Genomic DNA, 13,510 nt, shown 5'->3' on the forward strand with positions numbered 1-13,510 from the left:
GGCAGCCCCCATCTTGGTTTCAAGCTTACTTCCATCTGTTTACGGCCTTACGGCCGCCGTAGAGGCGAAATCATGAAGACAACCATCGAATTGCCTCTCCTGCCATTGCGTGATGTTGTGGTTTATCCGCACATGGTTATCCCGCTGTTCGTGGGGCGCGAGAAGTCGATCGAAGCCCTCGAGGCAGCGATGACGGGCGACAAGCAGATTCTCTTGCTGGCGCAGAGAAACCCTGCTGATGACGATCCCGGTGAAGATGCACTCTATCGCGTAGGTACCATTGCGACTGTCTTGCAGTTGCTCAAATTGCCTGATGGCACCGTCAAGGTATTGGTTGAAGGCGAACAGCGTGGTGCTGTTGAGCGCTTCAGCGAAGTTGATGGCCATTGCCGTGCCGAAGTCTCCCTGATTGACGAAGTCGATGCTCCTGACCGTGAGTCGGAAGTGTTTGTTCGCAGTCTGCTGTCCCAGTTCGAGCAGTACGTGCAACTGGGCAAGAAAGTCCCTGCCGAGGTGCTGTCGTCCCTCAATAGCATCGATGAGCCAAGCCGCCTGGTGGATACCATGGCTGCGCACATGGCGTTGAAGATCGAGCAGAAGCAGGAAATCCTCGAGATCATCGATCTGTCCGCTCGGGTCGAGCATGTCCTGGCATTGCTGGACGCCGAGATCGATCTGCTGCAAGTGGAAAAGCGCATCCGTGGTCGCGTCAAGAAGCAAATGGAGCGCAGCCAGCGCGAGTACTACCTGAATGAGCAGATGAAGGCCATTCAGAAAGAACTGGGTGATGGCGACGAAGGGCACAACGAAATCGAGGAGCTGAAAAAGCGTATCGATGCCGCAGGCCTGCCAAAAGACGCCATGACCAAGGCTCAGGCCGAACTGAACAAGCTCAAGCAGATGTCGCCGATGTCTGCCGAGGCGACTGTGGTCCGCTCTTATATCGACTGGTTGGTTCAGGTGCCGTGGAAGGCACAGAGCAAGGTTCGTCTCGATCTGGCACGTGCCGAAGATATTCTCGATGCTGACCACTATGGCCTGGAAGAGGTCAAGGAACGCATTCTCGAATACCTCGCCGTACAGAAGCGGGTGAAAAAGATTCGTGGCCCGGTACTGTGCCTGGTGGGGCCTCCTGGGGTGGGTAAGACCTCCCTGGCGGAGTCGATCGCCAACGCTACCAACCGCAAGTTCGTACGCATGGCCCTGGGTGGCGTGCGTGACGAGGCGGAGATTCGTGGTCATCGTCGGACTTACATCGGTTCGATGCCAGGAAGATTGATTCAAAAGATGACAAAAGTGGGGGTGCGCAACCCACTGTTCTTGCTCGACGAAATCGACAAGATGGGCAGCGATATGCGCGGTGATCCGGCCTCGGCATTGCTCGAGGTGCTGGACCCCGAGCAGAACCATAATTTCAACGATCACTACCTGGAAGTCGATTACGACTTGTCCGATGTGATGTTCCTCTGTACCTCCAACTCGATGAATATTCCGCCGGCCTTGCTGGACCGGATGGAGGTGATTCGTCTGCCTGGCTACACCGAGGACGAGAAGATCAACATCGCGGTCAAGTACCTCTCGCCCAAGCAGATTCAAGCCAACGGCCTGAAGAAGGGCGAGCTGGAATTCGAGCCGGATGCGATCCGCGACATCATTCGCTACTACACCCGCGAGGCCGGTGTACGCGGCCTGGAGCGGCAGATTGCCAAGGTTTGCCGCAAGGCGGTGAAAGAGCATGCGATGGAAAAGCGCTTCTCGGTGAAGGTCACTTCCGACCTGCTGGAGCACTTCCTCGGCGTGCGCAAATTCCGCTACGGCCTGGCCGAGCAGCAAGACCAGATCGGTCAGGTGACCGGGTTGGCATGGACTCAAGTGGGCGGTGAGCTGCTGACCATCGAAGCCGCTGTGGTTCCGGGCAAGGGTCAGTTGATCAAGACCGGTTCCCTGGGCGATGTGATGGTCGAGTCGATCACTGCAGCACTGACCGTGGTGCGCAGCCGGGCCAAGAGCCTGGGCATTCCCCTGGACTTCCACGAGAAGCGCGACACCCATATCCACATGCCTGAAGGGGCGACCCCGAAAGACGGCCCCAGCGCGGGTGTAGGCATGTGCACGGCGCTGGTTTCGGCGCTGACCGGCATTCCGGTGCGGGCTGATGTGGCAATGACGGGCGAGATCACTCTGCGTGGTCAGGTATTGGCTATCGGCGGGTTGAAAGAGAAATTACTCGCCGCTCATCGGGGTGGAATCAAGACAGTGATCATTCCGGAAGAGAATGTTCGCGATTTGAAAGAAATTCCTGACAATATCAAGCAGGATCTGCAGATTAAACCGGTTAAATGGATTGACGAAGTCCTGCAAATTGCGCTGCAATACGCGCCGGAGCCCTTGCCGGATGTGGCTCCCGAGATAGTCGCAAAGGACGAAAAACGCGAGTCTGACTCTAAGGAAAGAATTAGCACGCATTAGTACGCATTAGCCTGGGGGGCTTCCTTGACAGCTTTTTAGAGCCCTTGTTATAAAGCGGCTCTTAAGTGTCTGTAGGCCATTCAGCACTCGTTTTTGCTTTCACCAAAAAAACTTAGAATCATACTCATAGATATATAAGGGGACTTAGAGTGAACAAGTCGGAACTGATTGATGCTATCGCTGCATCTGCTGATCTCCCGAAAGCTGCTGCTGGCCGTGCGCTGGACGCAGTAATCGAATCCGTTACTGGCGCTCTGAAGGCCGGTGACTCTGTGGTGCTGGTTGGTTTCGGTACTTTCTCCGTAACTGATCGTCCAGCGCGTATCGGTCGTAACCCACAGACCGGTAAGACTCTGGAAATCGCTGCTGCTAAAAAGCCAGGTTTCAAAGCCGGTAAAGCACTGAAAGAAGCCGTTAACTAAGTTTCTTCAGGGTCTTTGCCCATCCGGGTCGGGGTCATGCCTGATCTGGCAGCGGGGCGCTAGTCAACCGGTCTACCACCGGTTCACGCCGAGGGTCGCGGGTTTAACCTTCGTCCGCTCCGCCAGTTACGAGAAGGCGCATCCTCGGATGCGCCTTTCTTCTATCCGGACTCTACCCACGCTCCACGGTTGCTCAAATTGAAGTACAACCGTTTCTGGGGGACGCATGCTGCAGAATATCAGGGACAATTCACAAGGCTGGATTGCCAAAACCATCATCGGGGTTATCGTCGCGCTGTTGGCGTTGACGGGATTCGATGCCATTTTCAAGGCCACTACCCACAATCAGGACGCGGCCAAGGTCAACGGTGAGGAAATCACTCAGAACGAGTTGAGCCAGGCCGTCGACATGCAACGTCGTCAGTTGATGCAGCAGCTGGGCAAAGACTTCGATGCCTCCCTGTTGGACGAGAAGATGCTGCGCGAAGCTGCTCTCAAAGGGCTGATCGACCGCAAGCTGTTGCTGCAAGGTGCGCAGGATTCCAAGTTCGCGTTCTCCGAAGGTGCGCTGGACCAGGTCATTCTGCAAACGCCGGAGTTCCAGGTTGATGGCAAGTTCAGCCCCGAGCGTTTCGACCAGGTGATCCGTCAACTGGGTTACACCCGCCTGCAATTTCGCCAGATGCTGACTCAGGAAATGCTGATCGGCCAGGTACGCGCCGGTCTGGCAGGCAGCGGTTTTGTCACCGACGCCCAGGTGCTGGCATTCGCCCGTCTGGAAAAGCAGACCCGTGACTTCGCTTCCCTGACCATCAAGGCCGACCCGGCAGCGGTCAAGCTGACCGACGACGAGGTCAAGGCGTACTACGACCAGCACGCCAAGGAGTTCATGACTCCGGACCAGGTGGTGATTGATTACATCGAATTGAAGAAGGCCGCCTTCTTCGATCAGGTCAGCGTCAAGGACGAGGACCTGCAAGCGCTGTATCAGAAGGAAATTGCCAACCTGTCCGAGCAACGCCGTGCCGCGCACATCCTCATCGAAGTCAATGACAAGGTGAATGAGGCCCAGGCCAAGGCCAAGATCGAAGAGATCCAGGCACGTCTGGCCAAGGGCGAAAGCTTCGAGGCATTGGCCAAGGAGTTCTCCCAGGACCCGGGTTCGGCCAGCAACGGCGGCGACCTGGGTTTCGCAGGTCCTGGCGTCTATGACCCAACCTTCGAGAAAGCCCTGTACGCCTTGAACAAGGACCAGGTATCGGCGCCGGTACGTACCGGCTTCGGTTTCCACCTGATCAAGCTGCTGGGTGTCGAAGCGCCGGAAGTGCCGAGCTTCGCCAGCCTCAAGGGCAAGCTGACCCGGGATCTGAAGACCCAGCAGGTCGAGCAGCGTTTCGTCGAGGCCACCAAGCAACTGGAAGACTCGTCGTTCGAAGCGTCCGATCTGGCACAACCGGCCCAGGACCTGAAGCTGACTGTCCACACCTCCGCGCCATTCGGCCGTGAAGGTGGTGACGGCATCGCAGCCAACCGCGCCGTGATACAAGCGGCGTTCAGCACCGAAGTCCTCGATGAGGGTGCCAATAGCACCGCCATCGAACTGGACCCGGAAACCGTGGTAGTGCTGCGTGCCAAGGAACACCGCAAACCTGAGCAACTGCCACTGGAAAGCGTTGCCAGTGCCATTCGCACGCAATTGGCCAAAGAGCACGCCAGTGCCGCGGCCAAGACCAAGGCTGAAGAGCTGATCGCCAGCCTGCGCGACGGCAAGACCGCGCTGAACAAGCCGGTGGATGGCCAGGACTGGAAAGTCGCGCATGCCGTGACCCGTGGCCAGGAAGGGATCGATCCGGCCGTGCTGCAGGCGCTGTTCCGCATGACCAAGCCTGAGTCCAAGGACAAACCGACCTTCACCAGCGTGACCCTGCCTAATGGCAACCTGTTGGTGCTGCAGCTCAATGGTGTCAACGAAGCCGCTGCGCCGACCGAGGAAGAGAAGGCTCAATACCGTCGCTTCCTGGCCTCGCGGGTAGGGCAGCAAGACTTTGCCGCCTACCGCAAGCAGCTGGAAAACCAGGCGGACATCAAGCGTTACTGATGCCTGACCCACAGTGTTGAAAAGACCCCGGCCGCAATGCCGGGGTCTTTTTTTGGGCTGGAAAAAACTTCAGCCAAGGGCGTTCTTCCAGCGTTTGCGTGCATGCAGGTAGGCCGCCTGATCGTTGTAGCCCAATTGCAGGGCAATCTGGGCCCGGGATTCGCCTTGCAGTTGCAGGTGCATTTCCAGCTCGGCGCGGGTCTGGTCGAGCAATTCGCGAAAGCTCAACCCCTGTTCGTCCAGGCGTCGCCGCAGCGTTCGCGGGGTTTGATGCAGTTGCGCGCAAAGGCTTTCCAGGGTTGGTGAGTGGCCGGCGGCCAGGGCCTGGCGACAAGCCGCTGCCACCTTGGCGGCCCAACCGCTCTGTCGCCGGTGCAGGGCCACCCGTCGATCCAGCTCCTCGCTCAGCAGTTCCAGCATGCCGGCGTGGCGGGTTTGCAGCGGCAGTTGCAGGGTTTGCGGGTCGAAGTAGAAACGGTTGGCCGGGCAATCGAATTCGATCCGCTCGCCGAACCAGTGATGGTACTGCGCGTGATAGGCCGGGCGCGGATGGCTGAAGCAGGCCAGTACCGGCTGCACTGCAAGGCCGGTGCCACGGCGCAACTGAGTGATGGACATGACGCCATAGTGCTCGATCAGGTAGCGGCCGAGTTGCGCCGATGTGTCGATATCAACCTCGACACCGGCCCCCCGGGTATCCGCCACCAGCTGTACCCGGTCGGTATCCGAACCCAAGGGCGCGTAGCGCACCCAGAACGCCATGGACGCGGCGACATCCGGACAGTACAGGCTGGCGTGGGCGATCACGTGCCAGTCCTGGGGGGTGAAGCGTTCGAACAGCTTGAGGCCGATGGCCGGCTCCAGCGCTGCCGCGGCGCGCCACAGCTGCTCCAGCTGCAGCAGGTTGTAGTCCTGCTGGGGGCCGGTGTTCTGGTCATCGAGAAAGCGTTGCAGGACTTCACCCAGGCGCCCGCGATGGAAACGCGGGGTCATGCCCTTGGCCGGATCTCGCGGAATTCTGTCCAGTTCGCGCATAGAGCGGGCTGCCTTGCTGATCTCTAATGGTGGGGCGATGCCCACAAGGATAAGAGCGAGAATGCCATGAACCACGACCTGCTGACCAACAACCCGCTGCTGATCGTTTCGGCGATCTTTGTGTTTTTCATCCTCCTGGAAATCACCTGTTCGGCCTTTGGCCAACGCCGCGGCCAGCGCCGTGATGTGTTGATCGAGGCGGTGGGCTCAAGCCTGTTGCTCGGTGTGACCTTTCCCCTGGTGATGTGGGCCAGCGGCGCGCTCATGCAGCTATCGCTACCCGAAGCAAAGGGAGCACTGGCACAGATCCCCTGGGTACTCGGCCTGCTGCTGTTCCTGGTCTTCGATGACATGACCCAGTACTGGTGGCACCGCTTGACCCACCGCGTACCGGCGCTGTACGCGTTGCATCGCGCGCACCATTCGGCGCCCTACATGAGCATTCGCATCGTCTACCGCAACAACAGCTTCTATTACCTGCTGATGCCCGGCATCTGGTTCTCGGGAGTGCTGATTTATCTGGGGCTGGCGCCGGTCTACTACGGTTACCTGATTCTCAAGATGACGGTGATCTTCGCCGCTCACAGCAGTGTGGCCTGGGATGACAAGCTGTACCGCATCGGTTTTCTGCGGCCGCTGATGTGGTTGCTGGAGCGGGTCTTTTCTACGCCGTCCACCCATTCGGCGCACCACGGCCTGAGCGCCGAGGATGGTGTGACCCATTACAAGGGCAACTTCGGCAACCTGCTGTTCCTCTGGGATGTGCTGTTTGGTACGGCGAAGATCACTCGGCGCCGGCCCGCTGCCTATGGCATCGAACACTTGGCACCCGTGAGCTGGACGCAAGAGTTGTTCTGGCCGCTGGTACGCAGCCGTAAAGCCCGCTCCAGTGCAGGGGCGAAGGTAGAGGGCGCCTTGCCGGCGAACCCTGCTTCGCAAGGCTAGGCATTCTTTCACGAGCCCTGGTGCTGGAGCCCCGGCCACCCGAGCCGGGCGCCGGATTTTAAGCCCGGGCAGGGAAGCCCTGGCGCCGGGCGTTCATCGCCACTAGCAGGGTCACCAGCAACAGGGCGGCAATCACCCAGGGGAAGGTGGCCACGCCCGGCCCCTGCAGCAGCAACGCGCCGCCCAGGCCGCCACCGGCGATTGCCAGGTTCCACAGGGTCACCAGCATCGACTGCGCGGTATCGGCGTGCTCGCCGGCGGCCTTGGCCAGCGCAGTCTGCAGCAAGGTGGCCATGCCGCCAAAGGACAGCCCCCAGATAGCGATTGCCCCATAGATTGCCAGTGGCCGGTCGCCGAGCAGGCCCAGCAGCAGGGTCGAGCCGATAAACAGCAGACAGCTGGCCAGTACCAGCTCACGCAGCCAGCGGTCGATCAGCAGGCCCACCAGCCAGATGCTCAGCAAGGCGGCCAGGCCGAACACCAGCAACACCCGCTCGATTTCCCCGCCAAGCCCGGCCGGCTCAAGAAAAGGCGCGATGTAGGTGTAGAGAATGTTGTGGCCCAGCACATAGGCGAAGGTCACGAACAGCACCGGCCGGATCCCCGGCAGGGTCAGGACACGACTCAGCGACAGGCGCTTCTGCGCCCGCAGCCCGGGGAAGTCCGGCACTTGCACCAGTACCCAGCCGATCAGGCCCAGGGTCAGCACAGTCATCACGGCGAAACTCATGCGCCAGCCCAGCAGGGCGCCCAGCCAGGTCCCGGCGGGCATGCCCACCGACAGCGCCAGCGGCGCGCCGAGCATGGCCAGGGTAATCGCCCGGCCCTGCAAGTGTGGCGCCACCATGCGGCTGGCATAACCTGCCACTAGGGCCCAGAGCAAGCCGGCGAAGACTCCGGCAAAGAAGCGCGCCACCAGGATCAGGCTGTATTCGGTGGAGAGGGCCGTGATGCTGTTGACCACGGCGAAACCGCCGATGGCGATCAGCAGCAGGGGCCGGCGCCGCCAGCCCTGGGTGAGGAGGATCAGCGGAATGGCCGCCAGCAGTGAGCCCAGGGCGTAGACGGTCACCAGTTGGCCGATCAGCGCTGCAGACACGCCCAGGTCGGCACTCATCTGCGGTAGCAGGCCGGCGGGCAGGGTTTCGGTCATCAGGGTGATGAACCCGGCAGTGGCCAGGGCCAGCAGGCCGCCGACAGGCAGGCGTTCGTGGGTTGTGGCAGGTACTTGCAAGGGTTCGCAGGCATTGACGCAATTGCTCATGGAAAGGCCCCGATGGGTGGGTTCGGAAGTGAGGGGCCTAGGGTAGGGCGCTGTTCATGGCGGAAAAATAGGCTAAGGTTCCGAACTTATCGGACACAGGTGTCCTTAATTTCGGAGCGGCGCGATGGACTGGCTCGGCAGTATCCCGGTGTTTATGCAGGTGGCGGAAACCCGCAGCTTCACCGAAGCGGGGCGCCTTCTGGGAGTCTCTTCCTCGGCGGTTGGCAAAAGTATTGCCCGTCTGGAGGAGCGCCTGGAGACTCGTCTGTTTCATCGCACCACCCGCAGCATCAGCCTCACCGCCGAAGGCGCCGGATTCCTCGAACGCTGCCGCAGGATCGCCGCCGAAGTCGAGGCGGCGGAGTTCCAGCTATGTGACTCTTCCAGCGCGCCGGTGGGCAAGCTGCGGGTCAGCGCGCCGCAGGTCCATGGGTTGTTGATGCCGGTACTGGCCGAGTTCATGCAACGCTATCCGCAGATCGAGCTGGATATCGACCTCTCCGATCGCATGGTGGATGTGGTGGAAGAGGGTTTCGACCTGGTAGTGCGCACCGGCAACCCCAAGGACTCGCGGTTGCTGGCCCGGCAGCTGGGGCGCTTTCGCATGGTGCTGGTGGGCAGCCCCGGCTATTTCCAGCAGCGCGGCGTGCCGCAGACCCCGCAGGAATTGCGCAGTCACTCCTGCCTGCGGCATACCTTTCACCACACTGGCAAGCTCGAGGCCTGGCCCTTCAAGGTTCAAGCGGATGCGCCGGAGCCAGTGCTGCCCACTCGCCTGACCAGCAGCTCCATCGAGGCGGTGGAGCACGCGGCGCGCAGCGGGCTGGGCATTGCCTGCCTGCCGGACTTCATGGTCCAGGCCGCGGTGCGCCGTGGCGAGTTGCAAACCGTGCTCGACCCATACCTGGAGCACAACGGCGCCTTCTGGGTGTTGTGGCCCTCGAGCCGGCATGCAGCGGCCAAGCTGCGGGTGTTGATCGAGCACTTGAGCGAGCGACTTTTTCCGGCAAACAGTGGTCAGTAAACTGATGAGAAATTTAAGGCACCAATTACCCGCGCTGCGGGACGCTGATCTGTTGCACAATACGCGCCGGAGCGTTTTCCTCAGGATTCTCGATGTTTAAATCATTTCATCTGCGCGCCACGGCCGGGGTGTTGCTGCTGTCTGCGGTGGCCGGCTGTTCGTCGCACAAGACCGCCATCTACGAGCACGAAAGCTTCGATGATTCCGGCACGTTTTCGCGCAATTACCCGGTGAGCGATGCCGCCTCCTGTGAGGCCGCGCGGCGTGCCCTGCTCAGCCAGGGCTACATCATCACCAGCAACGATCCGAAGCTGGTCAGCGGCCACAAGAGCTTCCAGCAGACCGGCGAGACCCACCTGGAAATCAGCTTCAACGTGGTTTGTGCCCAGGACGGCAGCGGCGACCAGCGTTCGACGATGTTCGCCAACGCCCTGCAGGATCGCTATGCGCTGAAGAAGGTCAACAACTCGGCCAGCCTCGGCGTGGGCGTGCTGGGCTCGGTGTCGATGCCGATCGGCTCTACCGATGATTCGATGGTCAAGGTGGCCAGCGAAACCGTGTCCTCGGCCAAGTTCTATGACCGCTATTTCGCCCTGGTGGAGTTGTTCCTGCCCCAGGAAGCGAAGAAGGCGGCGCATATCGAAGAGAAACCCAAGGCCGACCTCGGGGTTCCCGAGAACAAGCCCGAGGCGCCAGCCAAGCCCGAGCCCAAGGCGCAGCCAGTGGTCGAGCCTGCCCCTGTGGCCGCGCCGGCACCCGCCACCGAGCCTGAGCCTGCGGTCTCGCAACCCCTGGCTCCTCCGGCCGAGGCGGCGCCGATAGTGCCGGCAGCCAGCAGCGAGCCAGCGCCCGCCACACAAACCGTCACGCCGCCACCGGCCAGCAACCTGCCGCCGCCCAGCGAGCCGATTCCGGCCCTGCCGAGCAGCGGGCACTAAGGCTCCTAGACCGAGCTCGGGTCGACTTTTTCAGCGTCGATCCGATAGCGGCTCAAGGCTTCGCCGACCTGGCTGTAGGGTATCTCCCCGTCATCGGCCAGGGCTTTCAACGCCGCCAGGGCGATGAAATGCCGGTCCACCTCGAACAACTGCCGCAGGTTTTCCCGGGTATCGGACTGGCCGAAGCCGTCGGTGCCCAGGGCGACGAAGCGCCGACCCTCGACGAAGGGGCGGATCTGGTCGGCGAACAGTTTCATGTAGTCGGTGGCCACCACCAGCGGGCCTTGATGGCCTTCCAGGCATTGCTCGACATAGGCCGCTCGCCGAGGCTGCTGCGGATGCAGCAGGTTCCAGCGCTCCGCCGCCAGGCCCTGGCGGCGCAGTTCGGTGAGGCTGGTGGCACTCCAGATGTCGCTCTGCACCCCGAAGTCCTTCTCCAGCAGCTGCCCGGCGGCGATCACCTCGCGCAGGATCGAGCCACTGCCCATCAGTTGCACCCGCGGGGCTTTGGCGCCCTGGGCGGTGCTTGAGCTGAAGCGGTACAAGCCCCTGAGAATGCCTTCGCGAGCACCTTCGGGCATGGCCGGTTGCGGGTAGTTTTCGTTGAGCAGGGTGATGTAGTAATACACATCCTCCTGCTGCACATACATGCGCTGCATGCCTTCATGGATGATCACCGCCAGTTCATAGGCGAAGGTCGGGTCGTAGGAGATGCAGCAGGGGATCACCGAGGCGAGGATATGGCTGTGGCCGTCGTCGTGCTGCAGGCCTTCGCCCATCAGCGTGGTGCGCCCGGACGTGGCGCCCAGCAGGAAGCCCCGGGCCCGCGCATCGCCGGCGGCCCAGGCCAGGTCACCGATCCTTTGGAAGCCGAACATCGAATAGAAGATGTAGAAGGGCAGGGTCATGACCTGGTGGTTGCTGTAGGAGGTACTGGCGGCGATCCATGAGGAAATCGCCCCGGATTCGTTCAGGCCCTCCTGCATGATCTGGCCGTCCTTGCTCTCCTTGTAGTAGCTCAGTTGCCCGGCATCCTGTGGGGTATAGAGCTGGCCCACCGCCGAGTGGATGCCGATCTGGCGGAACAGGCTTTCCATGCCGAAGGTGCGCGACTCGTCAGGCACGATCGGCACCACCCGCTTGCCGATCTGCGGGTCCTTGAGCAGGGTGCCGAGGATGCGCACGAAGGCCATGGTGGTGGAGATCGCCCGGTCGCCGGTGTCCTTGAGCTGGGTGGCGAAGGCTTCCAGGGCCGGGATCTGCAGCGGTGCGCAGTCGTTGTAGCGAGCCGGCACATAGCCCCCCAGGCGGCTGCGACAGGCTGCGAAGTAACGGCCTTCCGTGCTGTCCGCCGTGGGCTTGAGGTAGGGCATTTCAGCCAGTTGCTCATCGCTGACCGGCAGTTCGAAGCGATCACGGAAGGCCTTCACTGCCTCGGCCCCCATCTTCTTCAGCTGGTGGTTGATGTTCTGGCCTTCGCCGGCCTCGCCCATGCCGAAGCCCTTGACGGTTTTCGCCAGGATCACCGTGGGCCGGCCGCTGTGGCGTACTGCGGCGGCATAGGCGTTGTAGACCTTGAGCGGGTCGTGGCCGCCCCGGGAGAGCTTCCAGATCTGCTCGTCCGAGAGATCGGCCACCAGCTCCAGCAATTGCGGGTACTTGCCGAAGAAATGCTCGCGTACATAGGCGCCGTTCTGCGACTTGTAGTTCTGATAGTCGCCATCCACGCACTCCATCATGCGCTGGCGCAGCAGGCCGCTGCGGTCCTTCTCCAGCAGCGCGTCCCAGCCGCTGCCCCAGATCACCTTGATCACGTTCCAGCCGGCGGCGCGGTACAGGCTTTCGAACTCCTGGATGACCTTGGCGTTGCCCCGTACCGGGCCATCGAGGCGTTGCAGGTTGCAGTTGACGACGAAGATCAGGTTGTCGAGTTTCTCCCGCCCGGCCAGGGAAATCGCCGCCAGGGATTCGGGCTGGTCCATTTCGCCGTCGCCGAGGAAGGCCCAGACCTTGCGCCCCTGGTGCTGCTTGAGCCCGCGCAGTTCCAGGTAGCGCATGAAACGCGCCTGATAGGCCGCGGTGATCGGCCCCAGGCCCATGGACACAGTGGGGAACTGCCAGAAGTCCGGCATCAGCCTGGGGTGCGGATAGGAGGAAATGCCCTGGCCGTCGGCCTCGCGGCGGAAGTTGTCGAGCTGGGCGGCGCTGATCCGGCCTTCCAGGTAGGCGCGGCCGTAGATGCCTGGGGAGGAGTGGCCCTGGATGTACACCATGTCACCGTCGAAGCTGTCGCTGCGGCCGCGGAAAAAATGATCGAAACCCACGTCGTAGAGCACGGCTGCCGAAGCATAGGTGGCGATGTGGCCGCCCACGCCCGAATGCTTGCCGGCGCGCAGCACCATGGCCATGGCGTTCCAGCGGATCATCGCGTTGAGCTTGCGCTCGGTCTCCAGCTCGCCGGGGTAGGGCAGCTGCCGCTCGGGGGCAATGGTGTTGATGTAGGGCGTGGTCACCCGGCCATGGAAGTCGCCGTGGCGTGCCACGTCGAAATCCAGCAACTGGTCGATCAGGTAATGGGCCCGCGGGCGACCTTCCACCGTCAGCACCGACTCCAGAGAGTCGAGCCACTCGCGGGTTTCCTGGGGATCGTTATCGAGGGTTGCACTGTTGTTCTGGGTCATACCTGGCTCCGTGTTGGGCGGGGTTCCAGCGCGTGGATTCTTGTGGAATCGGAAGGTATTCGGCGCCGGGAAAAGTAATTGCAATTGCAACTACATGGCCGAATCTATCCCGGCATGCGCTACTATTGCAACCCTTCTTCAAACCTTCGGATGGTGTGGCATGTCTTCAAAAGAGCCCGATGTCTGGTTCCGTTTTGTCAGGGCTCACCGGACGGTGATTCGCGAAATCGAGCGCCGCCTGACCCAGGCCGGCTTGCCGGCGTATGCCTGGTACGACGCCCTCTGGGGCCTGGAAAGCGGCACCGAAGGTACCCGGCGCATGCACGAATTGGCCGATGTGCTGGCCATCGAGCGCTACAACCTCACACGCCTGGTGGATCGCCTGGAAAAAGACGGCCTGGTGCAGCGCTCGCGCTGTGAGGGCGATGGTCGCGCGGCCTTTGTCAGCATCACCGACGAAGGCCGAAAGCTGCGCAAGAAGATGTGGAAAATCTACGAGGCGACAGTGGCCGAGCTGTTTCTCTCGCAACTGGACAGCGAGCAGAAACACGCCTTTGCCGATGCCCTGGAACGCACCGCGACCCTGGCTCGGGCGGCGGCCAATGGTGGCGACACAGGCTCCAGGGGCTGAGCC

Annotated in this window: 10 protein-coding genes; 7 read left to right on the forward strand and 3 right to left on the reverse strand. The window is 61.6% G+C overall.

What is annotated here, in order from left to right:
- Nucleotides 1–72 precede the first annotated feature (72 nt).
- The 3 genes from lon (at nt 73) to BM382_RS25815 (ending at nt 4,989) form a co-directional block, all read left to right on the forward strand.
- A complete protein-coding gene (gene lon, locus BM382_RS25805) occupies nt 73–2,469 on the forward strand; it encodes an endopeptidase La (RefSeq protein WP_011062272.1) in 2,397 nt (798 codons plus the stop codon).
- A gap of 149 nt (nt 2,470–2,618) precedes the next feature.
- Nucleotides 2,619–2,891: an HU family DNA-binding protein gene (locus BM382_RS25810; RefSeq protein WP_011062271.1), complete on the forward strand. Its 273-nt coding sequence runs from the start codon at nt 2,619–2,621 to the stop codon at nt 2,889–2,891.
- A gap of 226 nt (nt 2,892–3,117) precedes the next feature.
- Complete coding sequence (locus BM382_RS25815) at nt 3,118–4,989, forward strand: SurA N-terminal domain-containing protein (RefSeq protein WP_011062270.1); 1,872 nt, start codon at nt 3,118–3,120, stop codon at nt 4,987–4,989.
- A gap of 69 nt (nt 4,990–5,058) precedes the next feature.
- On the opposite strand, the gene BM382_RS25820 is transcribed toward BM382_RS25815, so the two are convergent.
- The gene (locus BM382_RS25820) at nt 5,059–6,024 is read right to left on the reverse strand and encodes an AraC family transcriptional regulator ligand-binding domain-containing protein (protein WP_072444577.1); all 966 of its coding nucleotides are present in this window, start codon (nt 6,022–6,024) and stop codon (nt 5,059–5,061) included.
- A 66-nt stretch (nt 6,025–6,090) separates the two neighbouring features.
- Between BM382_RS25820 and BM382_RS25825 the strand changes: the two genes are divergently transcribed.
- The gene (locus BM382_RS25825) at nt 6,091–6,969 is read left to right on the forward strand and encodes a sterol desaturase family protein (RefSeq protein ID WP_072444575.1); all 879 of its coding nucleotides are present in this window, start codon (nt 6,091–6,093) and stop codon (nt 6,967–6,969) included.
- Nucleotides 6,970–7,027: 58 nt separating this feature from the next.
- Here BM382_RS25825 and BM382_RS25830 read toward each other — a convergent pair whose 3' ends face one another.
- Entirely contained in the window at nt 7,028–8,233 is a 1,206-nt protein-coding gene (locus BM382_RS25830; protein WP_047337323.1) for an MFS transporter, read from the reverse strand.
- Nucleotides 8,234–8,357: 124 nt separating this feature from the next.
- Between BM382_RS25830 and BM382_RS25835 the strand changes: the two genes are divergently transcribed.
- Both BM382_RS25835 and BM382_RS25840 read left to right on the forward strand, forming a co-directional pair.
- The gene (locus BM382_RS25835) at nt 8,358–9,257 is read left to right on the forward strand and encodes a LysR family transcriptional regulator (RefSeq protein ID WP_011062266.1); all 900 of its coding nucleotides are present in this window, start codon (nt 8,358–8,360) and stop codon (nt 9,255–9,257) included.
- A 92-nt stretch (nt 9,258–9,349) separates the two neighbouring features.
- Nucleotides 9,350–10,195 carry a DUF2242 domain-containing protein gene (locus BM382_RS25840; protein WP_011062265.1) on the forward strand — a complete coding sequence of 282 codons (846 nt, stop codon included), beginning with the start codon at nt 9,350–9,352 and terminating at the stop codon, nt 10,193–10,195.
- A gap of 5 nt (nt 10,196–10,200) precedes the next feature.
- On the opposite strand, the gene aceE is transcribed toward BM382_RS25840, so the two are convergent.
- A complete protein-coding gene (aceE, locus tag BM382_RS25845; RefSeq protein WP_072444573.1) occupies nt 10,201–12,876 on the reverse strand; it encodes a pyruvate dehydrogenase (acetyl-transferring), homodimeric type in 2,676 nt (891 codons plus the stop codon).
- Nucleotides 12,877–13,036: 160 nt separating this feature from the next.
- Between aceE and BM382_RS25850 the strand changes: the two genes are divergently transcribed.
- Complete coding sequence (locus BM382_RS25850; RefSeq protein ID WP_072444571.1) at nt 13,037–13,507, forward strand: MarR family winged helix-turn-helix transcriptional regulator; 471 nt, start codon at nt 13,037–13,039, stop codon at nt 13,505–13,507.
- Nucleotides 13,508–13,510 lie beyond the last annotated feature (3 nt).

This window comes from Pseudomonas sp. NFPP25, from assembly GCF_900116505.1.
Classification (GTDB): Bacteria; Pseudomonadota; Gammaproteobacteria; order Pseudomonadales; family Pseudomonadaceae; genus Aquipseudomonas; species Aquipseudomonas protegens.

What these genes read in the sequence shown, in the direction of transcription:
- lon (WP_011062272.1), top strand. Translation starts at nt 73, where the DNA reads ATGAAGACAACCATCGAATTGCCTCTCCTGCCATTGCGTGATGTTGTG.
- BM382_RS25815 (WP_011062270.1), top strand. Translation starts at nt 3,118, where the DNA reads ATGCTGCAGAATATCAGGGACAATTCACAAGGCTGGATTGCCAAAACC.
- BM382_RS25820 (WP_072444577.1), bottom strand. Translation starts at nt 6,024, where the DNA reads ATGCGCGAACTGGACAGAATTCCGCGAGATCCGGCCAAGGGCATGACC.
- BM382_RS25825 (WP_072444575.1), top strand. Translation starts at nt 6,091, where the DNA reads ATGAACCACGACCTGCTGACCAACAACCCGCTGCTGATCGTTTCGGCG.
- BM382_RS25830 (WP_047337323.1), bottom strand. Translation starts at nt 8,233, where the DNA reads ATGAGCAATTGCGTCAATGCCTGCGAACCCTTGCAAGTACCTGCCACA.
- BM382_RS25835 (WP_011062266.1), top strand. Translation starts at nt 8,358, where the DNA reads ATGGACTGGCTCGGCAGTATCCCGGTGTTTATGCAGGTGGCGGAAACC.
- BM382_RS25840 (WP_011062265.1), top strand. Translation starts at nt 9,350, where the DNA reads ATGTTTAAATCATTTCATCTGCGCGCCACGGCCGGGGTGTTGCTGCTG.
- aceE (WP_072444573.1), bottom strand. Translation starts at nt 12,876, where the DNA reads ATGACCCAGAACAACAGTGCAACCCTCGATAACGATCCCCAGGAAACC.
- BM382_RS25850 (WP_072444571.1), top strand. Translation starts at nt 13,037, where the DNA reads ATGTCTTCAAAAGAGCCCGATGTCTGGTTCCGTTTTGTCAGGGCTCAC.